The organism is Salipiger sp. IMCC34102 (assembly GCF_004145405.1).
GTDB lineage: Bacteria > Pseudomonadota > Alphaproteobacteria > Rhodobacterales > Rhodobacteraceae > Loktanella.
Map to the genome: position 1 here is coordinate 130728 of NZ_SELQ01000002.1, position 21339 is coordinate 152066.

General features: G+C 68.4%; 18 protein-coding genes. 8 read left to right on the forward strand and 10 right to left on the reverse strand.

All coding sequences use genetic code 11. The annotated features are described in order from the left end of the window. Positions 1 to 7 precede the first annotated feature (7 nt). Together EU805_RS04885 and EU805_RS04890 are read left to right on the forward strand one after the other, a co-directional pair. Positions 8 to 1441: an NAD(P)(+) transhydrogenase (Re/Si-specific) subunit beta gene (locus EU805_RS04885; protein WP_129762842.1), complete on the forward strand. Its 1434-nt coding sequence runs from the start codon at positions 8 to 10 to the stop codon at positions 1439 to 1441. A 211-nt stretch (positions 1442 to 1652) separates the two neighbouring features. Beyond that, positions 1653 to 2297, forward strand: a complete 645-nt coding sequence (locus EU805_RS04890; protein ID WP_129762843.1) for a hypothetical protein — start codon at positions 1653 to 1655, stop codon at positions 2295 to 2297. Positions 2298 to 2311: 14 nt separating this feature from the next. On the opposite strand, the gene EU805_RS04895 is transcribed toward EU805_RS04890, so the two are convergent. Continuing rightward, positions 2312 to 2854, reverse strand: a complete 543-nt coding sequence (locus tag EU805_RS04895; RefSeq protein ID WP_129762844.1) for a pseudouridine synthase — start codon at positions 2852 to 2854, stop codon at positions 2312 to 2314. Between the two features lie 215 nt (positions 2855 to 3069). On the opposite strand from EU805_RS04895, the gene EU805_RS04900 reads away from it, so the two are divergent. Both EU805_RS04900 and EU805_RS04905 read left to right on the forward strand, forming a co-directional pair. After that, a complete protein-coding gene (locus EU805_RS04900) occupies positions 3070 to 4242 on the forward strand; it encodes a type III PLP-dependent enzyme (RefSeq protein ID WP_129762845.1) in 1173 nt (390 codons plus the stop codon). Between the two features lie 148 nt (positions 4243 to 4390). After that, on the forward strand, positions 4391 to 5671 hold the full coding sequence (locus EU805_RS04905; protein WP_129762846.1) for a DUF3422 family protein: 1281 nt from the start codon (positions 4391 to 4393) through the stop codon (positions 5669 to 5671). A gap of 11 nt (positions 5672 to 5682) precedes the next feature. On the opposite strand, the gene EU805_RS04910 is transcribed toward EU805_RS04905, so the two are convergent. The 6 genes from EU805_RS04910 to EU805_RS04935 form a co-directional block, all read right to left on the reverse strand. Further along, positions 5683 to 7026, reverse strand: coding sequence for an MATE family efflux transporter (locus EU805_RS04910; RefSeq protein WP_242494061.1), 1344 nt, complete (start codon positions 7024 to 7026; stop codon positions 5683 to 5685). Between the two features lie 35 nt (positions 7027 to 7061). Beyond that, positions 7062 to 8030: an ABC transporter permease gene (locus tag EU805_RS04915; protein WP_129762847.1), complete on the reverse strand. Its 969-nt coding sequence runs from the start codon at positions 8028 to 8030 to the stop codon at positions 7062 to 7064. Beyond that, a complete protein-coding gene (locus EU805_RS04920) occupies positions 8023 to 9030 on the reverse strand; it encodes an ABC transporter permease (protein ID WP_129762848.1) in 1008 nt (335 codons plus the stop codon). The genes EU805_RS04915 and EU805_RS04920 overlap by 8 nt, the downstream gene beginning before the upstream one ends. 214 nt (positions 9031 to 9244) lie before the next feature. Next, positions 9245 to 10969, reverse strand: coding sequence for a peptide ABC transporter substrate-binding protein (locus tag EU805_RS04925; RefSeq protein ID WP_129762849.1), 1725 nt, complete (start codon positions 10967 to 10969; stop codon positions 9245 to 9247). Continuing rightward, positions 10966 to 12009 carry an ABC transporter ATP-binding protein gene (locus EU805_RS04930; RefSeq protein ID WP_129762850.1) on the reverse strand — a complete coding sequence of 348 codons (1044 nt, stop codon included), beginning with the start codon at positions 12007 to 12009 and terminating at the stop codon, positions 10966 to 10968. Before EU805_RS04930 ends, EU805_RS04925 begins: the two co-directional genes overlap by 4 nt. Next, positions 11999 to 12997: an ABC transporter ATP-binding protein gene (locus tag EU805_RS04935; protein ID WP_129762851.1), complete on the reverse strand. Its 999-nt coding sequence runs from the start codon at positions 12995 to 12997 to the stop codon at positions 11999 to 12001. Before EU805_RS04935 ends, EU805_RS04930 begins: the two co-directional genes overlap by 11 nt. Before the next feature lie 192 nt (positions 12998 to 13189). On the opposite strand from EU805_RS04935, the gene EU805_RS04940 reads away from it, so the two are divergent. The 4 genes from EU805_RS04940 (at position 13190) to EU805_RS04955 (ending at position 17870) form a co-directional block, all read left to right on the forward strand. Then, the gene (locus tag EU805_RS04940; protein WP_129762852.1) at positions 13190 to 14005 is read left to right on the forward strand and encodes a glycosyl transferase; all 816 of its coding nucleotides are present in this window, start codon (positions 13190 to 13192) and stop codon (positions 14003 to 14005) included. 51 nt (positions 14006 to 14056) lie between these two features. Continuing rightward, positions 14057 to 15223, forward strand: coding sequence for an acetylornithine deacetylase (gene argE / locus EU805_RS04945; RefSeq protein WP_129762853.1), 1167 nt, complete (start codon positions 14057 to 14059; stop codon positions 15221 to 15223). 88 nt (positions 15224 to 15311) lie between these two features. After that, positions 15312 to 16652: an FAD-binding oxidoreductase gene (locus EU805_RS04950; RefSeq protein WP_129762854.1), complete on the forward strand. Its 1341-nt coding sequence runs from the start codon at positions 15312 to 15314 to the stop codon at positions 16650 to 16652. A 51-nt stretch (positions 16653 to 16703) separates the two neighbouring features. Then, positions 16704 to 17870 carry a M20 aminoacylase family protein gene (locus tag EU805_RS04955; RefSeq protein ID WP_129762855.1) on the forward strand — a complete coding sequence of 389 codons (1167 nt, stop codon included), beginning with the start codon at positions 16704 to 16706 and terminating at the stop codon, positions 17868 to 17870. A 120-nt stretch (positions 17871 to 17990) separates the two neighbouring features. Here the strand turns inward: EU805_RS04955 and EU805_RS04960 are convergent, their stop codons facing one another. Genes EU805_RS04960 through moaA form a run of 3 tightly spaced genes read right to left on the reverse strand, consistent with a single transcriptional unit; the run spans position 17991 to position 21320 of the window. After that, positions 17991 to 19049 (reverse strand): glycosyltransferase family 4 protein, encoded by a 1059-nt coding sequence (locus EU805_RS04960; RefSeq protein WP_129762856.1) that lies wholly within the window; start codon positions 19047 to 19049, stop codon positions 17991 to 17993. Further along, positions 19046 to 20314: a 3-deoxy-D-manno-octulosonic acid transferase gene (locus EU805_RS04965; protein ID WP_165351891.1), complete on the reverse strand. Its 1269-nt coding sequence runs from the start codon at positions 20312 to 20314 to the stop codon at positions 19046 to 19048. Before EU805_RS04965 ends, EU805_RS04960 begins: the two co-directional genes overlap by 4 nt. Position 20315: 1 nt before the next feature. Continuing rightward, positions 20316 to 21320: a GTP 3',8-cyclase MoaA gene (gene moaA, locus EU805_RS04970; protein ID WP_129762858.1), complete on the reverse strand. Its 1005-nt coding sequence runs from the start codon at positions 21318 to 21320 to the stop codon at positions 20316 to 20318. Positions 21321 to 21339: the final 19 nt, after the last annotated feature.

Genomic DNA, 21339 nt, shown 5'->3' on the forward strand with positions numbered 1-21339 from the left:
ACGCATCATGGAATTCGGTTTCACAACGGCCGCCTACGTCGTCGCGGCAGTCCTGTTCATTCTCTCTCTCGGCGGCCTGTCGGGGCAGGAAAGCGCCAAGCGCGCGGTCTGGTACGGTATCGTGGGCATGGCGCTGGCCGTTGCCGCCACACTGGTCGGTCCGGGTGCGGGCTACTGGCTGCTGTCGCTTCTGATGATCATCGGTGGCGGCATCATCGGCTATCAGCTGGCAACCCGCGTGCAGATGACGCAGATGCCCGAGCTTGTCGCGGCGATGCACAGCCTTGTCGGTCTGGCGGCCGTCCTGGTCGGATACATTGCCCATTTCGAGCTGAACCGCGTCCTCGGCATGGACCCGGTCGAGCGCGAACTTCTGCAAGGTTTCGCGGGCCTGCTGGCGCACAAGACCACGGTCGAGGTCAACATCCTGCGGGTGGAGCTCTTCCTCGGCGTCTTCATCGGCGCCGTGACCTTCACCGGCTCCGTCATCGCCTACGGCAAGCTGGCGGGCCGGGTGAACACCGCCGCCGAGAAGCTGCCGGGCGGGCACATGCTCAACATCGCCGCCGCCGTCATTTCGGTGCTCTGCCTGATCTGGTATTTCAACTCGGGCGGCTTCTTGCCGCTCTTCATCATGACGCTGGCAGCCCTCTTCGTGGGCTACCACCTGATCATGGGGATCGGCGGGGCCGACATGCCGGTCGTGGTGTCCATGCTCAACAGCTACTCCGGCTGGGCCGCGGCGGCGATCGGTTTCAGCCTGGGCAACGATCTGCTGATCGTCGTGGGCGCGCTCGTGGGCTCCTCGGGGGCAATCCTGTCCTACATCATGTGCAAGGCGATGAACCGCAGCTTCGTCAGCGTGATCCTGGGCGGTTTCGGCGGCCCGGCAGGCGCGCAGGCGGCGGTCGAGGGCGAGCAGGTGGCCATCGACGCCGACGGTGTCGCCACCGCGCTGAACGAGGCCGATTCCATCATCATCGTCCCCGGCTACGGCATGGCGGTGGCCCAGGCCCAACAGGCGGTCAGCCAGCTCGTTACCAAGCTGCGTGTCGCCGGCAAGGAGGTCCGCTTCGCGATCCATCCCGTCGCGGGCCGTCTGCCCGGCCACATGAACGTGCTCCTGGCAGAGGCCAAGGTGCCCTACGACATCGTGCTTGAGATGGACGAGATCAACGAGGACTTCCCTTCCACCGACGTGGTCATCGTCATCGGCTCCAACGATATCGTGAACCCCGCAGCCCAGGACGACCCGAACTCGCCCATCGCCGGAATGCCGGTGCTCGAGGTCTGGCGCGCCAAGCAGGTGTTCGTCTCGAAGCGCGGGCAGGGGACCGGGTACTCGGGCATCGAGAACCCGCTGTTCTACAAGGAGAACACGCGCATGTTCTACGGCGACGCCAAGCAATCGGTCGAGGCCTTGCTGCCCAAGATCGACTGACGGGCGATCTGTAAGAAGAGATGCGCGCGAAGGCCCGGTGTGATGCACCGGGCCTTCGTATGTCGACGCGCATCCCGGGAAGGCTTTCGACCATCTCGCGTCTCGCGACGCTAACCGTAGCGCGGTGGCCGAAACGGGGCTAATAGCAAGAAGGTCGACCATGAAACCGGTCCGCCGATTCTCGCGGCCAAGCCTGCAGGACGTTCACGATATGCGCAGTTTTTCCGTATGTGCTTTACTTCTTACCCTGCTCTGCGCCTGCGGCGACGGCGGCCTCGTCGATGACGACAGCCGCGACGTGATCGCCCTCCTGCGCGACGCGGAACGCACGTCAGAGCGTCTGGGCGATCTGCCGGGCACCGCCTTCGACGCGATGCCGACCTCCGGGCGGGCGACCTTCGAGGGGTTGGGCGGGGTCTTCATCGACCCGGTGATCGCCCGCGATTCGGACGATCTTTCCATCTTCGGCGACGCGAGGCTGGATGCGGATTTCCGGCGTGGCACCATAACCGGGCGGGTCGACAACCTCGTGGGCGTCCAGGGCCTGAACCCCGCCACCGGGGAACGCTTCGACGTGGACGGCACGATCGAGATAGGCGACCGCGGCTCGCGGATCGGGGCCGGGGCGCCCAACGACGCGCGTGCGACCTACACCGCGCGCCTGGCGACCGAAGACCGCGGCACCTTCGACGTGCGCGGCACGGCGAACGGCAAGTTCCTGGGCACCCGCGCAAGCGAGGCCGGCACGGCGCGCGCGCCCCGCGGCCTTCGCCTGCAGGACGACGACCTGACGGCGCGGCGCCGCGGCGACGACCGGATCCTGACCGGCACGTTCGACGTCTTCGGCGAGAACTGATCGCGGCCCCGGCGTCAGGCCTCTCGCCAGTCGCCGGGGGACAACCCCTCGACCGACCACGCCCCGATCCGCCAGCGCACCAGCCGCAGAGTGGGGAAGCCGACGTGGGCCGTCATGCGGCGCACCTGCCGGTTGCGGCCTTCGGTCAGGGTGATCCTCAGCCAGCGATCGGGGACCGTCTTGCGAAAGCGCACCGGCGGGTCGCGGTCCCACAGGGCGGGCGGGTCCACGCGCTCCACCTCCGCGGGCCGCGTCGGACCGTCCTTCAGCGTGACACCCGTCCTGAGCGGGGCAAGATCCGCGTCCTCGGGCGCCCCTTCGACCTGCACCAGGTAGGTCTTGGGCGCCTTGAACCGCGGAGAGGCGATGCGCGCCTGCAACGCGCCGTCGTCGGTCAGCACCAGCAGCCCCTCGCTGTCGCGATCCAGTCGCCCGGCGGGATAGACCCCCGGCGGCAGGCCGAACTCCGACAGCGTCCGGCGGGCGGTGGGGCTTTTCGCATCGGTGAATTGCGACAGCACGTCGAAGGGTTTGTTCAGCAGGATCACGCGGCTCATGGCGCCTCCTACCGCGGGTCCGGCCCGTGCGCAAAATTAATCGCGAGGGGGGCCAGAAAACGCTTGATCGAAGGCGGCGCATGGCCCAGATGCGCCTCTACAGACGCCAACGCACGCGCTTGCCGGGACCCCCGATCAAGCAGCGACGGTAACGTCTCCCTTGGAACTGAGCGGTCTTCGGCGGGTTGGTCCCGCAATGGCCGGGTCTACTGGAGATGACCATGATTGCACCTGCTGGCGCCTCCGCGCCCGTCCGCGTCCCCACCCCGAAACTCGATGACTGGGTCGCCTCCCAGACCTTCGAGCGGCCCACGCTCGTCATCGACGTGGACCGGGTCGAGGCGCAGTACCGCGCCCTGTCCGAAGGGCTGGGAAAGGCGTCGATCCACTACGCGGTGAAGGCCAATCCCGCGCCCGAGATCCTCGAGCGCCTGGCCAAGCTCGGCTCGCATTTCGACGCGGCCTCCCGCGGCGAAGTGCAGATGTGCCTCGACGCCGGTGCGACGCCCGACATCATCAGCTTCGGCAACACGATCAAGCGCGCCACCGACATCGCCTGGGCGCATGCGAAAGGTATCACGCTCTTCGCCGCCGACGCGCCGGAAGAGCTCGACAAGATCGCCGAACACGCCCCCGGCGCGTCCGTCTACATCCGCCTCATCGTCGAGACGTCGGAGGCCGACTGGCCGCTCACCCGCAAGTTCGGCTGCGACAAGGACATGGCGCTGGAGATGCTGGATTACGCCAAGTCCGTCGGCCTCGACCCCGTCGGCCTGTCGTTCCACGTGGGCTCCCAGACCCGCCGCGCGGAAATGTGGGTGCCGACGCTGGAGCAGCTTTCCGGCATCTGGTCGCGCGCGCGCGAGGCGGGCCATGACCTGACCCTGCTCAACATCGGCGGCGGCTTTCCCGCCTTCTACGGCGAGGAGATCCAGGCCCCCACCGATTACGCCGCCCGCGTCGTGGCCTTGGTGCGCGACTATTTCGGCGACGTGCCCCGCATCATGGCCGAACCGGGCCGCGGCATGGTCGCCGAGGCTGGGGTCATCGTCTCCGAGGTGATGCTGGTCAGCCGCAAGTCCGACCGCGACGTGCACCGCTGGGTCTATTTGTCGATCGGACGTTTCTCCGGCCTTGCGGAAACCGAAGGCGAGGCGATCCGCTACCAGTTCGAAACCGACCGCGACGGCGACGCCACCGGCCCCTGCATCGTGGCGGGGCCGTCCTGCGACAGCGCCGATGTCCTGTACGAAAAGCGGCCCATGCAACTGCCGCTCACGCTGCAAAGCGGCGACCGGGTGCTGATCCGCAACACGGGCGCCTATACCTCGACCTATTCGAGCGTGTCCTTCAACGGCTTCCCGCCGCTCGACGTGGTCGTGATCTAGGGCGCATGTCCCGCCCGGACGTCCTGACAGGCGGCGCACGGTATACCATCGTGCGCCGCTAAGTCGTTCAAGACGCATAGATTTTCGCTTTACCCATGCCGATCCCGCGTTAGCATGGGTGCCGAACGACGCAGTCTAGAGACGCCCCATGCCGCCAATCGAGGATCACCCGCTGCGATACGTGATGGCCAACGAGCTGCACGCGCGTCCCTTTCCCGCCGTCCAGGCCCCGGCGCGGGCGGCCTTTCTGGCCCTTGCCCCCGCGCAGAACGCCGCCGGGCGCGACCGGGAGGCCGACCGCACTCACCTGATCGCACTTCTCGACCGCTACGGAGCCGCCCATCCGCAACCGGGCGCCACGCATTACTCGGGCCAGCTCGGCAAGCACCTGCTGAAGTGGGAAAGCCATACGGAATTCGTGACCTACACCATCTTCGGCCCCGGCACCGCAGCCCGGCCCTTCGACGGGCAGACCTTCGATCTCTTCCCGCCGGATTGGCTGGCAAAGGCGCCGGGCGTGCGGATCACCTCGGCGCTGATCCGGGTGGAGCTGGCCCAGGACGACGCTGGCCTGGCCGCCAAGGTGGACGACTGGTTCGTGCCAGAAAGCCTTGCGATCAGCCGCGTGCTGGACGGCGAGCTCATTGTCGCCTCCGACTTTCGCATCGATCCCCACGGGCACATGCGTCTCGCCGTCTTCGCGCGGCCGGAGGCGGGGCAGCGCCGCACGGGACGCGTGGTCCAGCGCCTGTGCGAGATCGAGACCTACAAGGCGATGTCTATGCTAGGCTTGGCCCAGGCGCGCGACCTGTCAGCGCCGATGGCGGCGATCGACGCGCGCCTGACCTCCCTCCTGGAAGAGATGTGCGGCACGGTGACCGACCCCGCCGATCTGCTGCACGACCTTCTGCACGTCTCATCCGAGCTCGAGAACATCGTCGCGCAATCGGCCTTCCGCTTCGGCGCGACCGGCGCTTACGAAACAATCGTCAACCAGCGCATCGAGGTCCTGCGCGAGGCGCGCTTCGAAGGTCGCCAGACCTTCGGAGAGTTCATGATGCGCCGCTTCGATCCGGCCATGCGGACGGTGAAATCCACCGAAGCGCGCCTCAAGGCGATGTCGGACCGGGCCTTGCGCGCGGGCGATCTTCTGCGCACGCGGGTCGACGTGGACCGCTCCGCCCAGAACCGGGATCTGCTGAAAAGCATGGACCGCCGGTCGGACCAGCAGTTGCGGCTGCAGCGCACGGTGGAGGGGCTTTCCACCGTGGCGATCAGCTACTACGCCGTGAACCTGGTCCTCTACCTCGTCGGGCCGCTGGAATACGAAACCGGGGTGAGCAAGACCGTCATGGCCGCCCTCGCGACCCCGGTGGTCCTGCTCTGCGTCTGGCTGATGATCCAGCGGTTGCGCAGGCACCTGGACTAGGGCGTACCCGCTCAGGCGAAGGTCTCGCCCAAGCGGCGGGGACGCAACAGGCCGGTCTTGTAGGCGAACAACAGCCCCACGGCCCCGGCCGCGACGTTGGCCGTCACCGCCGCCAGCGTGATCCCGGTGAAGTCGAAGGCGCTGACCCCGATCCAGGCGAGCGGCAGGTAAAGCGCGAAGGTCCGCGACACCGACAGCACCATCGACCAGGCGGCCTTGGACCGGGCGTTCATCGCCGCGTTGGTGACCACGACGAAGCCGTAACCGAAAAGCGACCAGCCCACGATCCGCATGTAGAGTGCTGCATACTCCGCCGGTGCCCCGCCGGAGGTCAGCACCTGCGCGAAGGGCTGCGCGAAGACGAACAGCGCCAGTCCCACGGCGGCCCCGTAGGCCAGGCAGAAGGCCAGCGCCGCCTGCAGCCCCTGCGCGGCCCGGTCGCGCCGGTCTGCCCCCCAGTTCTGGCCCACGACCGGCCCGATCCCCGAGGACAGCGCCAGCATCGGCACCAGCGCGATCTGCTGCACCCGGGTCGCGGCGCCGAAGCCGCCCACCGCCTCGGTCCCCAGGGTCGCGACGGCTGCGGTGACGGCGGCCATGCCCGCGGGATTGATCGCGTTGGAAAAGGCCGCCGGTCCGCCCACGGCGAAAAGCTCCTTCGTCGACCACCACAGGTTCTTCGTCACCTGACCGCACCAGACGAGGATGCCCTTGTGCAGCGCGTAGCCGATCGCCAGCACCGTCGCACTTGCGCGCGCGATGAAGGTGGCCAGCGCCGCGCCTTCGGTGCCCATGCCGGCGGTGAAGATCAGCAGCGGGTCGAACCCGATGTTCACCACCGCCGAGAGCGTCATCAACACCGCCGGGGCGACCGAGCTGCCATGCGCGCGAAAGAGCGCGCTTGCCTGCATCTGCACGACGAGGAACGGGAAGGAGGCACACCACCACGGCATGAAGAGCGCGATCTCGGCCGCCGCGTCCTCCTGCGCGCCGAGAAGGCCGAAAAGCCACGGATACCCCGCGAACATCGCCCCGGCGACGATCAGGCTCAGCGCCAATCCAAGGCCCACCGCGTGCAGCCCGATCCGGTTCGGATCCCGCTCCGCGCCGATGGCCTGCGACACGGTGGCGTTGGCCCCGGCACTGAGCCCGATGGACAGCGACGTGACGGCGGCGGTCACGGGGTAGATGAAGCCTACCGCCGCCAGCGGCGCGCTTCCCAGTTGCCCCAGGAAATACGCATCCGCCAGGCCGACCGACAGCACCGACAGGATCCCGATCACCATCGGCCCCGTCAGGCGCGCCAGCGCACGCCAGACAGGCCCCGTCGTCAGGTCTTGGGTCGTCTCCGGCATCGGGAATCCTTCACCTTAAGGCGCGAAGGCATCCCTTACTGGCCGCGGATACGCGGGTCCAGTGCGTCACGTAGTCCATCCCCGATGTAGTTAACCGCCAGCACCGTGAGAGAGATCGCAAGCCCCGGCCAGATCACCCGCTCGGGGAAGCTGACCATGCGCGGCACGGCGTCCGCCAGCAGCTTGCCCCAGGTCGGGTAATCGGGCGGGAAGCCCAGGCCCAGGAAGGACACGGCGCTTTCGGTAATGATCGCGGTGGCCAGCCCCAGCGTGGCCGAGACCATGATCGGCGACAGCACGTTGGGCAGCAGGTGCCGCGTGATGACACGCCGGCTGGGCGTCCCGATGGACCGGGCGGCGAGCACGTATTCGCGCTCCTTCAAAGCCAGCACGTCGCCGCGCACGATCCGCGCGGTCTGCATCCAGGAGGTGATGCCGATGCCGATGACGATCAGGATGAAGATCCCTTCCTCCGGCCCGAAGGCCGCGCGCAGCGGATCGCGGAACAGCAACATCATCACCAGCAGAAGCGGCAGCAGGGGCAAGGCGAGGAAAAGGTCCGTCAGGCGCATCAGCAGCCCGTCGAGCCGCGGGAAATAGCCCGCCACGACCCCGATGAAGGTGCCGATCACGATCGCCAGGATCATCGCCGTCCAGCCCACCGCCAGGCTGATCCGACCGCCCTGCATGGTCTGCGCCATGATGTCCCGACCAAGGTTGTCGGTCCCGAAAGGATGCGCCCAGGACACGTTCTCCACCCCCCAGAGCGCGTTCACGATGGGCCGCAGATCCTTGTTGCGGATGTCGAGCGTGGTGGGATCGATCCCCCAGAGCCACGGTCCCACGAGGCAGAACAGCGTGATGCCCACGAGGAAGATCAGCCCCGCCATCGCCCCCTTGTGGCTGCGGAACTGCGCCCAGACGTCCCACCACTGGTTGCGGTCCACCACCGGGGCCGTGGGATCGCCCGCGGGCAGGGGCGGGTTGGCGGTGTTCTCAGTCATAGCGGATCCTGGGGTCGAAAACGCCGTAAAGGACGTCGGCAATGAGGTTGAACATCACGATCAGCACCGCGAAGAGGAACGTCAGCGTCATCACCATCGGGATGTCGTTGCCCTGCAGGGCGATGATCAGAAGTTGCCCCAGCCCGTTCACCTTGAAGATCTGCTCGGTGATGATCGCCCCCCCGAAGATCGAGGGAATGCCCAGCGCGATCACCGTGATGACCGGGATCATCGAGTTGCGCAGCACGTGTTTGAGCACCACGATCCGCTCGGACATGCCCTTGGCGCGGGCGGTGCGCACATAGTCCTGACCCAGGTTGTCGAGCATCGCGGCGCGCATGTAGCGGCTGATCTGGGCCGTGGTCTGCAACGCCAGCACCATGACCGGCATCACCATCTGGCGCAGCTGGAAGACGAAGCTGTCCCAGTCGGTCACGCTGTGGGTGGTGTCGTAGATCGACGGCAGCCAGCCCAGCGAGACAGAGAAGATCACGATCAGGAGCACGCCCGAGAAGAACGGCGGCACCGAGAAGCCGATCATCGACACGAAGGTGCCCGCCTGGTCGAAGACCGAATACTGACGATAGGCACTGATGATGCCCACGGGCAGGGCGATTGCGACGCCCACCACGTAGGACATGCCCACGACCCAGAGCGTCTGCGGCATCCGCTCGGCGATCGTGTCGAAGACGGGGCTGCGCGACTGGAAGCTGATGATGCGCTGCTGGCCGCCCGCAAGATCGGTGCCGAAGGCGCTGTCGATCCAGTAGGCGGGCTCGACGATGAAGAACTGCTTGAGCCACAGCGGGAAACGCACCCACCACGGCTCCCCAAGGCCCAGCGCCTCGCGCATCTGCTGCTTGACCTCCGCCGGGATCGTCAGCGGCATCGAGGCCATCGGATCGCCTGGGGCCAGCTCCAGCAGCATGAAGATCACGAAGGCGATCAGCAAAAGCGCCGGGATCGAGATCAGGAGCCTGCGGATGATGTAGGTCAGCATTGCGACGGCTCCTGAAGTCCGGCGCGGCGCGCGCTGTGCGAGGTTTCACTCATCTGTCGTTCCCGTTCGGCTGTCGAAGGACCCGCAGGCCCTTTGAGAGGCGAATGTCAGCGGCGCGGGGCGCCCGTTGCGGTGAGGGGTCGGGGCGGCGAAGATCAAACCGCCGCCCCGTGCGGCCCCGGATCAGGTCCGGGGCGCGCGTGCGGGCTGTCGGTCAGCCGTCCTCGCCTTCGCGGTACCAGTCGGCCGCGTTCCACAGCTCGGAATCCCAGGTGTTCAGGATCACCCCGCCCAGCGTGTTCGACCGGGCCGACAGGCGACCGCGGTCGACCAGCGGGATCATCATCCCGTTCTGCACCGCCATGTCGTTGAGTTCCTTGGCGATCCGGCCCCGTTCGGCGAGGTCCGCGGTCTGGCTCAGCTCGGTGTGAAGGGCGTCGTATTCCTCCATGCAGAAGCGGCTGATGTTCTCGCCCTGCCACTGGGTGTCGGGGGTCGGGGCCGCCTTGCACAGCCCGTTGCCCAGGTAGGCCTGCGGGTCGGTTCCGGGGAAGTTGTTGGCGTACATCTCGACGTCCGCGTAGAACTTCTGGAAGGTGTCGGGCGAACCCGGGTCACCGCCGAAGAAGACAGAGCTGTCGACGTTGCGCAGTTCCACGCCGATGCCGATCTGCTCCCACCAGTCCTTGATCAGCGCCTGGAAGTCCTGACGGACGGCGTTGGTGGACGACTGGAAGAGGATCTGCATGGGCACACCGTCCGGCGTCTCGCGGATGCCGTCACCGTTGGTGTCGGTGTAACCGGCCTCTTCCAGCATGGCGTTCGCGCCTTCGATGTCCTGCGTGTCGCAGCTCATCGAGGTCGAGGCGTAGTTCTCGGGCGCGGGCACCCAGTTGCAGGTCACGCGACCGGCCTGGCCGTAGCCCACTTCCACCAGCAGCGGGCGGTCGATGGCCATGGACATGGCGTTGAACACCGCCGGATCGCCCAGGAACGGGTGCGGGCGGATGACCGAGCGTTCGTCGTCGGGCAGGCTGGGATCGGGGTTGGTGTTGTTGATCATGATGCGCTCGACCAGCGTGCCAAAACCCGCGATCGGAACGCCCTGGCCGCCCGCTTCCATCTGCGCGATCACGTCGGGGGCCAGCTGCAGGTTCCAAGCATAGTCGAACTCGCCCGTCTCCATCACCGCACGGCCTGCCGCCGTCGCGTCGCCGCCGCCTTTCAGCGTCACGGTCGCGAAGGCGGGCTTGCTCGCGTCGCGGTAGTTCTCGTTGGCTTCCAGCTGGATCACGTCGTTGGTGCGGAAATCCGTCACGACGAAAGGTCCGGTGCCGATCGGCATGAAGTTCTGGTCGGTGCACTCGGGCGCGCGCGGGCCCAGGCAGTCGGCGAATTGCGCGGCCTGAATGATCGGGCTCTCGGCGCCGTTGAAGGCCGAGTAGGGGTAGGGCTGCGGTGCGGTGAAGTTGACGACCACGGTCAGATCGTCGGGCGTCTCGACGCTTTCGATGCCGTCGAACTTGCTGGCCTGCGCGCAGCCGCCGCCTTCGGCGGTGCAGTAGTCATAGGTGAACTTCACGTCCGCAGAGGTGAAGGGCGTGCCGTCGGACCAGGTCAGCCCCTCGGTGATGTTGTAGGTGATCGAGGTCAGGTCTTCCGAGACGCCGCCGTTCTCGACCGTGGGCACCTCGTCGACCAGCCAGGGCACCAGCTCGCCGGTTTCGTCGAAGCGCATCAGCGGCTCCAGCACGAGGCTGGCCGCTTCCACGTCCTTGGTCCCGCCCGACAGGAAGGGGTTCATGATCGAGGGCGCCTGCCAGTAGATGATGTTCACCTGGCCGTCGCGGCCGCGTTCGCCGTCCTCGGCCTGGGCGAAGGCCGTCGAGGCGGGCGCCCCGAGCGCCACCGCACCCATCAGGATTGTCTTGAGTTTCATGCGTTGCTCCCTTGCTGGTTTGCATGTGCCTCGGCCTTTTCGGCTCTTGAGGCGTGGTCTTCATAAAGGTGGCAGGCGACGAAGCGCCCCGGTTCCACCTCCTGAAAGGTCGGGTCGATGCGCCGGCAGACGTCCATGACGGCCGGGCACCGGGTGCAGAAGTTGCAGCCTTCCGGCGGGTTCGCGGGCGAGGGCACGTCGCCTTGCAGCACGATCCGCTCGCGGGCCTCGGCCTTGGCGGGATCGGGTTCCGGCACGGCCGACAGCAGCGCCCGGGTATAAGGATGCAAGGGCGCGTCGTAGAGCGGCGCGCGCGGGGCAAGCTCCACCACCTTGCCCAGGTACATCACCGCGATCCGGGTCGCGATATGGCGGACCATCGACAGATCGTGGCTGATGAACAGGTAGGTGAGGCCGAACTCCTCCTGCAGGTCCTCCAGCAGGTTGACCACCTGTGCCTGGATCGACACGTCGAGCGCCGCGATCGGCTCGTCGCAGACGATGAACTTCGGGTTGAGCGCCAAGGCCCGCGCGATCCCCACGCGCTGACGCTGCCCGCCGGAGAAGGCATGCGGGTAGCGCTTTGCGAAACGGCGGTTCAGCCCCACCGCGTCCATCAGCTCAAGAACCTTCTTCGACTTTTCCGCCTTGGACAGCGTGGTATGCTCGTCCAGCGGCTCGCGGATGATCGCCTCCACCGTCATGCGCGGATTGAGCGAGGCCTGCGGATCCTGGAACACCATCTGCATGGTGGGCCGCATCCGGCGAAGGTCGGATTGAGAGCTCTCGCCGATCTCGACCCCGTCGATCTCGATCGCGCCGCCGGTGATGTCGTAAAGCCGCAGCACCGCCCGCCCGCAGGTGGATTTGCCGCAGCCCGATTCACCGACGAGGCCCAGCGTCTCGCCGCGCTGGATGTCGAAGCTCACGCCGTCGACGGCCTTCACGGCGCCGGTCTGGCGGCGGAACAGGCCCGAGTAGATCGGGAAGTGCATCTTGAGGTCGCGGATGCGCACCAGGGGCGTGGTCTCATCCAGCATCGCTGACCTCCGCGGCGACGAAACAGGCGGCGTCGTGGCGGTCGCCGAACTCGAACCGGGGCGGGTTGCGCCGCGCGCAGATGGGTATCGCCCTGGGGCAGCGGTCGCGGAACGAACAGGCGCTCGGCGCCTCGCCCAGGATGGGGGGCTGGCCTTCGATGACCGTCAGGCGCCGGGCGCGCTCCTCGCTGAGCTTGGGGATCGTGGTAAGCAAAGCCTGCGTGTAGGGATGCTTGGGGTTGCCGAACAGCTCCTTCACCGGGGCCTGTTCGACCACCTGGCCGCCGTACATCACCATCACCCGGTCCGCGATGCCCGCGATCACGCCCAGATCGTGGGTGATCCAGATCACCGCCATGCCAAGCTTGTCGCGCAGGTCCTTCATCAGCTCGATGATCTGCGCCTGGATCGTCACGTCCAGTGCCGTCGTCGGCTCGTCCGCGATCAGCACCTTGGGATCGCAGGCCAGGGCGATGGCGATCATCACCCGCTGGCGCATCCCGCCGGAGAACTGGTGCGGGTAGTCGTCCAGCCGCGCCCGGGCCGAAGGGATCCCCACCAGCTCCAAGAGCTCCTGCGCGCGGTCGCGGGCGGCGGATTTCGACAGGTTCATGTGCGACCGAAGCGGCTCCATGATCTGGTAGCCCACGGTGAACACCGGGTTGAGAGAGGTCATCGGGTCCTGGAACACGAAGCCGATCCGCCCGCCGCGCACGTCACGCAAGGTGGCGGGATCGACCTGCAACAGATCCTTGCCCTCGAAGGTCACGCGGCCCTGCCGGATGTCGGCGGGGGGCGAGGGCAGAAGGCCCAGCAGCGACATCATCGTCACCGACTTGCCGGAGCCGCTTTCGCCCACGACGCCCAGCAGTTCGCCCGCCTTCAGATCGAAGCTGACATCGTTGACCGCGTGGACTTCGCCGCCGCGCACCTTGAATACGGTCTGAAGGCCGCGCACGTCCAGCACGGCCTGGGCCCCATCGGGCATATGGCGAACCTCCCCGGTTCGGATGTTATGCGGCCCGTCATTGACGCGGGTCCGTCGGGGTTTACGCTAACGAAGTTTCCCGACGCCGCAAGAGGCCGCGTGCGGAACCCTGCGGCAGGCGCGACCCACGCGTGGCAGGGTGGCCACGGCCCCGCGACCTGCTAGGAAGGCCATACCCACCGGAGGCGCGACATGCAGACCAAGCAGATCATCTGTATCAACTGGGGCACCAAGTACGGCGCGCCCTTCATCAACCGGCTCTACGGGATGGTCGCGCGCCACGTCACGCCGCCCTTCACCTTCACCTGTTTCACCGACACCCGCGACGGCGTCCGGCCCGAGGTCCTGTGCGAGGATCTTCCGCCGATCGACTACGAGATCCCGAAGGTCAAAAGCGGCATCTGGCCGAAATCGCGTCTCTGGGGGCCGAAACTCGGCAGCCTGTCGGGGCCGGTGCTGTTTCTGGACCTCGACCTCGTGGTAACCGGATCGCTCGATGCCTTCTTCGAGGTGGGCAAACCCTCTGACACGATCCTCGCGCGCAACCAGTCGACCCCGCTGGAAAAGCTGGGTCAGACCAGCGTCTTCCGCTTCGAGGTGGGCGCGCTCCAGCCCTTGCAGGAGAAGTTCAAACAAGACCCCCGCGGCATCGCCGAGGAATACCGCTACGAGCAGCGCTTCGTCACCCGCAACGCGCCGGGCGGCGTCGATTTCTTCCCGCGGACCTGGGTCCGGCACTACCGTCTGAACTGCCGCTGGCCCTTTCCGCTGAACTACGCGCTGACGCCGCGCCTGCCCAGGGACGCGCGCATCGTGATCTTTCCCGGCGGCATCCATCCGCAACACGCGATCGAGGGGCGCTACGGCAACACCTACAAGACCGGATCGGCGCTGGAGCACATTCGCGGCCTCACCGATCCGGACCGCCCCGACAAGGGCCGCCCGATCCGCTACCTGCGGCACTACATGAAACCGGCCCCCTGGGTGGCCGAGCACTGGCAGGCTTGACGCGCCCCCCCAAAGGCGCAGTCTGCCCGTGCCCCTGAACCGGAGACCCCGATGCCCGACGCGCTGAGCCCCCGCGACCTTCTCGACCGTCTCGTGGGCTTTCCCACGGTCAGCCGGGACGGCAACCTCGATCTCATCGCCTTCGCCGAGGATTACCTGGCGGGCTTCGGCATCGCCTCCACCCGGGTGCCCAACGCGGACGGCACGAAGGCCGCACTCTATGCGCACGTCGGCCCGCAGGTCGATGGGGGCGTGGTGCTGTCGGGCCACACGGACGTGGTCCCGGTGGACGGGCAGGCCTGGGACACCGATCCCTTCACCGTGCGGGAGGCGGACGGCAAGCTTTACGGCCGCGGGACCTGCGACATGAAGGGGTTCGATGCGCTGGCGCTCTGGGCCATGGGGCAGGCGGCGGGGCGGGACCTCAAGCGGCCCCTGCAGATCGCCTTGTCCTACGACGAGGAAATCGGCTGCCTCGGCGCGCCGCCGATGATCGACCACATGGTCGGCCACGGGTTGCCGCGCGCCGATACCGTCCTGGTGGGAGAGCCCTCGATGATGCAGGTCGTCACCGCCCACAAGGGCGGCAAGGGGTTCACCGTCCACGTCCACGGGTTCGAGGCGCATTCCTCTCGCATCCACGAAGGCGTCTCGGCGGTGATGCAGGCGGCCCGTCTGATCGACTGGGCCAACGGCGTGAACGCCGAGCGCGCGGCGGCCACGCCCAGCGCCCTCGCCGCCGCCTTCGACCCGCCCTATACCTCGGCCCACGTGGGCCGGATCGAGGGCGGCACCGCGCACAACATCATCGCCAAGGACTGCCGCTTCGATCTGTCCTTCCGCGTCGTCCCGGGCGAGGATATCGCCACCTGGACCGACCTCTTCCGGGCCGAGGTGGCGCGGATCGAGGCGCAGATGCAGGCGATCCACCCCGACACCCGGATCGAGGTCGGAGAGTACTTCGTCCTGCCCGCCCTCGCGCCCGAAACCGCGGGCCGGGCCGAAGAGCTCGCCCGCCGCCTGACCGGCGACAACGGCACCCATGTCGTGAGCTACGGCACCGAGGCTGGCCAGTTCCAGGAGCGCGGCTATTCCGCCTGCGTCGTGGGGCCCGGCGACATCGCCCAGGCGCACCAGCCCAACGAGTTCATCACGGTGGCGCAGTTCGACGAAGGCCGGGCCTTCATGTCGCGCCTGCTGGACGATCTGTCCGCGTGACGCGCCGGGCCGCGCCTCGGCCGCGACCCGTGGACCTGATCTTCGCGACCCCCGTCCTTCCTTCATCCCGACCTTCGAGGTATCCAGAATGACCGGACCCATCACCGCGGCGACCCCCATCGCCTTCGCGCCGGACCTGCCGTCCCGGACCGAGGTCGTCGTCATCGGCGCGGGCATCGTCGGCGTCATGACCGCCTGGGAGTTGGCCAGACAGGGCATCCCCGTGGTCCTGCTGGAGAAGGGCCGCGTCGCGGGCGAGCAATCCAGCCGCAACTGGGGCTGGGTCCGCGCGCAGGGGCGCGACATGGCCGAACTGCCGATCATGCTGGAGGCCCAGTCGATGTGGCCCGGGCTGGAGGAAGAGGCGGGCGATGTCGGCCTGCGCCGGACCGGCACGCTCTACCTCGCCTCGTCGGAAAAGCAGATGGCCGGTTACGCGGACTGGCTGGAGCAGGCGAAGGCCTACCAGGTCTCCACCCGCCTGCTGAGCGCGGGGGAGGTGGCCGAGCAGCTGCCCGGCGTCGCCCGGACCTACCACGGCGCGCTCTACACGCCGAACGATCACAAGGCCGAACCCTGGCTCGCCGTGCCCGCCTTCGCGCGGGCCGCGCAGGCTGCGGGGGCGGTGATCGCGGAAGAGTGTGCCGTGCGCAGTCTCGACATCTCCGCCGGGCAGGTGACGGGGGTCGTGACCGAACGGGGGACCATCGCCTGCAGGTCGGTCGTGCTGGCAAGCGGGGCGTGGTCCTCGCTCTTCTTGCGCAACCACGGGGTCAAGATCCCGCAGCTTTCGGTCCGGGCGACGGTGGCGGCCACGGCGCCGCTGGGCGACGTGAACCCGGGCGGGGCGGTGGACGACCATCTGGCCTGGCGCAAGCGCGCCGACGGCGGCTTCAGCCTGGCCCCGGCGGGCTTTCACGAGCTCTTCGTCGGCCCCGACGCCTTTCGCGCCGCGGGGCGTTTCGCGCGGCAACTCATGGCCTCGCCCCTGGGGACCGCCTATCGCCCGACCGCCCCGCGCGGCTACCCCGACGCCTGGGGCACGCCGCGCCGCTGGTCGGGGGAGGAGACCTCTCCCTTCGAGCGGATGCGCGTGCTCGACCCCGCGCCCAACGCCCGCAAGGTGCGCCGGCTGATCCGCGACTTCGCGGCCCGCTTCCCGCACCTGGGCGAGGTGAAGCTCGCTAGCGCCTGGGCGGGGATGATCGACGTGATGCCCGACGTGGTTCCGGTGGTCGACAGGGTAGAGACGCTGCCGGGTCTCACGGTCTGCACCGGCATGTGCGGCCACGGCTTCGGCATCGGGCCCGCCATGGGACGGATCGCGGCGAAGCTCAGCCAGGGCGCGGATCCGGGCCACGACCTTTCCCGGTTCCGGCTGGGGCGGTTCAGCGACGGATCGCGGCTGACGCTCGGCCCGAACCTGTGACCCTTGCGGGCCGCGCGGCGCGGTGACAGCATGCGGGCAAAGGAGAGTCCCATGCCCATCAAGAACCGTTTCGCCGACCTGCACGCCGACATCACCGAGATTCGCCGCGACCTGCACGCGCACCCCGAGATCCTCTTCGACACTCACCGCACCTCGGCCCTGGTGGCCGAGCAGTTGCGCGCCATGGGCTGCGACGAGGTCGTGGAGGGGATCGGCCGCACCGGCGTCGTGGGGGTCATCAAGGGCCGGACGGATGCATCTGGAAAGGTGATCGGGCTGCGCGCCGACATGGACGCGCTGCCGATCACGGAAGCGACCGGGCTGGATTATGCCAGCACCACGCCGGGGGCCATGCACGCCTGCGGCCACGACGGCCATACCGCGATGCTGCTGGGTGCCGCGCGCTATTTGTGCGAGACGCGCAACTTCGACGGCACCGCCGTGGTCATCTTCCAGCCCGCCGAGGAAGGCGGCGGCGGCGGCGACGAGATGTGTCGCGACGGCCTGATGGACCGCTGGAACATCCAGGAGGTCTACGGCATGCACAACTGGCCCGGCCGCCCGGTGGGCTCCTTCGCGATCCGGCCCGGCGCCTTCTTCGCCGCGACCGACACCTTCGAGATCACCGTCGAAGGCAAGGGCGGCCATGCGGCCAAGCCGCATGAAACCGTCGATTCGACGCTTGTCGCCGCCCACGTTGTGCTGGCGCTGCAATCCATTGCCGCGCGCAACGTCGATCCCGTCGAGCAGGTCGTGGTCTCCGTCACCTCGGTCGAGAGTTCGTCCAAGGCCTTCAACGTCATCGCCCAGCGGGTCGAGCTGCGCGGCACGGTGCGCACGCTGTCGGCCTCCGTGCGCAGCCTTGCCGAAAAGCGGCTGACCGCCATCGCCGAGACCACGGCGCAGGCCTACGGCGCCACGGCAACGGTGCGCTACCACAAGGGCTACCCGGTGATGATCAACCACGACGAGCAAACCGCCTTCGCCGCCGATGTCGCGCGCGAGATCGCGGGCGACTGCGCCGAGGCGCCGCTGGTCATGGGGGGCGAGGATTTCGCCTACATGCTGGAGGAACGGCCCGGCGCCTACATCCTCGTGGGCAACGGCGATACCGCCTCGGTCCACCACCCGGAATACAATTTCAACGACGAGGCGATCCCTGCGGGATGTTCCTGGTGGGCCGAGGTGGTCGAACGGCGGATGCCGGCGGCGGGGTGATCCGCGTGAAGGGGAGCCTCGCGGACGCGAGGCTTGCCTTCGGCGAGGATATTTGAAGAACAGAGTTGGGCGCAGGGCTGTGGCGGGCGGGCGCGGCGCCTTGCTGCGCGGATCCGCGCTTCAGGCGTCCCGTGCCCGCGCGGGGGCGTCTTCCCCCAGAAGGTCGCGGTAGAGGGCGACGAGGGCCTGCGCCTCGTCCGCGAGGCGAAAGCCCCGTTCCACCCGCGGACGACAGGCGGCGGACCAGCGCGCGAGCCGCGCGTGATCGCGCAGGAGCGCATCGACGGCGCGCGCGATGGTCTCGGGATCGCCGTCTGGCAGAAGGGTGCCGGTCTTCCCCTCGGCGATGATGTCGGAGAACGCGCCCACGTCCGTGGCGATGGTGGGCACCCCGCAGGCCGCGGCCTCGAGCGGGGTGAGGCCGAATCCTTCGGAGCGCTGCGGGGCCACGTAGAGGTCGAGGGCGGCGTACCAGTCGGGCGTCGCCTCGACCGGGACTTCGGGCAGGAAGCGGATCCGGTCGGTGAGGTCCGCGACACAGATCCGGTCCCTCAGGTCGGCGAGGAAGTCGCGGTCCTTGTCGACCGCGCGGCCCATGACGAGGGCGATGGCGTCCGGGTGGTCCGGCAGGCAGCGGATCATCGCCTCGACAAAACGGTCGGTCCCCTTGGAGGCCCGGATGCGGCCGAAACAGCCGATCAGCCGCGCGCCCTGCGGCAAGCCCAGCCGCGCGCGCAAGGCGGCGCGGTCGGGGGCGGGACGGAAGACGCCGGTGTCGATGCCGTGGTGGATCACGGTGGCGGGGACCTTGAGGAAGGCGCGCGACTTCTCCGAGGTCGCGACCACCGCGTCCATGCGCGCGATCAGCCAGCGGGTGAGCCAGGTGTGCGGCCGCTGCGAGGCAGAGGTGAACATCAGCGCGAGGTTCTTGCGTGCCACGTGTTTGAGCGCGAGGCCCGCGATCATCTCGACGTTGCGGCGGGCGTGCCAGACGCGGCGCGGCGCGCGGGGCAGAATGGGCAGGGCTGCGAGAGAGATCTGCGGCACGTGGGCCGGAAGGGCCGGACCGGTGGCGCGAATCTCGATCTGTCGCGCCTGCAGGGGCACCAGCCGGATCACGGTCGAGGTGACGCCGGACAGGCGCCGCTTGAGGTTCGGGGCGATGACGCGGATGTTCATGCGGGAGACTCCATCAACGTCAACAAATCCCGTGCGAGACCTTCGGTTCCATCGGACTGGGCGGCCTTGGCGCGCATGGCGGCCTCGCCGATGCGCCGCGCGCGCCCCGGATCGGACCAGAGCGCCGCGATTTCGGGGGCAAGGGTTTCCGGCGTGACCTCGACGCTGCCACCCGCGGTATCGAGGCGCGCGTAGTCGGTGGCGCAATTCGCGACCAGCGGCCCGTGCAGCAGGGCGGTGCCGCAGGTCGCCTCCCAGGGGTTGTGGCCGCCGACGGGGATGAAGCTGCCGGCGATCAGGGTGACCGGCACGAGCCGGTAGAAGGTGCCGAGCTGGCCCATCGTGTCGACGAGATGCACCGCCGCGGCGGGGGCCTGCCCCTCGGACTGCCGCGTAAGGTCCAGGTCACGCGCGCGGCAGAGCGCCTCGATGGCCTGCGTCCGGTCGAGGTGGCGCGGCGCGAGGAGCAGAAGGGCCTCTGGGTGGTCCTGCCGCAGGCGGGTGTGGGCGTCGAGCACGATCTCCTCTTCGCCGGCGTGGGTCGAGGCGGCGAGCCAGACCGGGCGGCTGCCGATCGCCGCCGCCAGTTCGTGCCGCAGGGCGGGCGCGTCGGGGGCCGGGGGGGCCGCGGCCTTGAGATTGGGACCGGGACGGACGTATGGGGCGCCAAGGTCGCGCAGCGCCTCGGTGGTGTCCGGCGTCTGGGTCACGATGACCGAGAAGCGCTGCAAGAGCCAGCGCGCGGGGCGGCCGAACCGTTGCCAGCGCCGCAGCGACCGGGCCGAGAGGCGCGCGTTCAGCAAGGCCACGGGTACGCGGCGCCGCGTGCAGGAGGCCAAGAGCTGCGGCCAAATCTCGGATTCCACGAGCACCAGCAGATCCGGGCGCCAGTGGGCGTGGAACCGCGCGAGGGCCGCGGAACTGTCGATCGGCGCGAACTGGTGCAGCGCGCCCTCGGGCAGGCGCTGGGCCAGCACCGTGGCCGAGGCGGCGGTGCCGGAGGTCACCAGCACCGTCAGGTCGGGCCGGGCCCTGCGCAGGGGCGCGATGAGCGGAAGGATCGAGAGCGTCTCTCCCACGGAGGCGCCGTGAAACCAGACCAGCGGACCCGGCGGGCGGTCCTTCGTCGGATGGCCCAGCCGTTCGCGGATGCGGTCGGGGGGAACGCCTTCGGAGGCCAGCTTGCGGCGGATCTTGCGAAACAGCAGCGGCGCGATCGCATCCGCCGCCCAGCCGTAGGCGCGCAAGGCCGGCGGTGGCGTCACGTCAACCGCCGGTATGGCTCATGTGCCGCGAGACCTGCCCGTCGACCGCCTGACGCGAGTAGTCGAAATCGTGACCTTTCGGCTTGAGCGCGATGGCCGCGCGGATCGCGTCGGCGAGCACCGCATCGTCGCCCGAGGCGCGCAGGGGCGCGCGCAGGTCGGAATGACCTTCCTGGCCGAGGCAGGTGTAGATCTCTCCGGTGCAGGTCACGCGGACGCGGTTGCAGGATTCGCAGAAGTTGTGGCTGAGCGGGGTGATGAAGCCGATGCGCTGGCCGGTTTCCTCCAGCCGGACGTAGCGGGCGGGGCCGCCGGTGTCGTCGGGCAGATCGATCACCGTGTAGTGCCGGGCCAGTTGCGCGCGCAAATCCTTGAGCGACCAGTACTGGCCGATCCGGTCCTCGTTGCCGATGTCGCCCATGGGCATGACCTCGATCCAGGTGAGGTCGATGTCGCGGCTGGCGCACCAGGCGGTCATGCGGTGCAGCTCTTCCTCGTTGAAGTCCTTGAGGGCCACGGCATTGATCTTGACCCGCAGGCCCGCCGCCTGCGCCGCGTCGATGCCGCGCAGGACCTGCGGCAGGCGGCCCCAGCGGGTCACGCGGGCGAACTTCGCCTCGTCCAGCGTGTCGAGGCTGACGTTCACGCGCCGCACGCCCGCGGCGTGAAGATCGGTCGCGAACCGCTCCAGCTGGCTGCCGTTGGTGGTGAGCGTGAGTTCGCGCAACGCGCCGCTGTCGAGGTGCCGCGACATGGCGCGGAAGAACGTCATGATGTCGCGGCGCACCAGGGGCTCGCCGCCGGTGATGCGCAGCTTCTCGACGCCCAGCCGGACGAAGGCGCTGCACAACCGGTCGAGCTCCTCGAGGCTGAGGAGGTCCTTCTTGGGCAGGAAGGTCATGTTCTCGGACATGCAGTAGACGCAGCGGAAATCGCAGCGGTCGGTGACCGACACCCGAAGGTAGCGAATGGCGCGGGCGAAAGGATCGATGAGCGGTGCGGTCATGGGGCTGAACCTAGGGCGC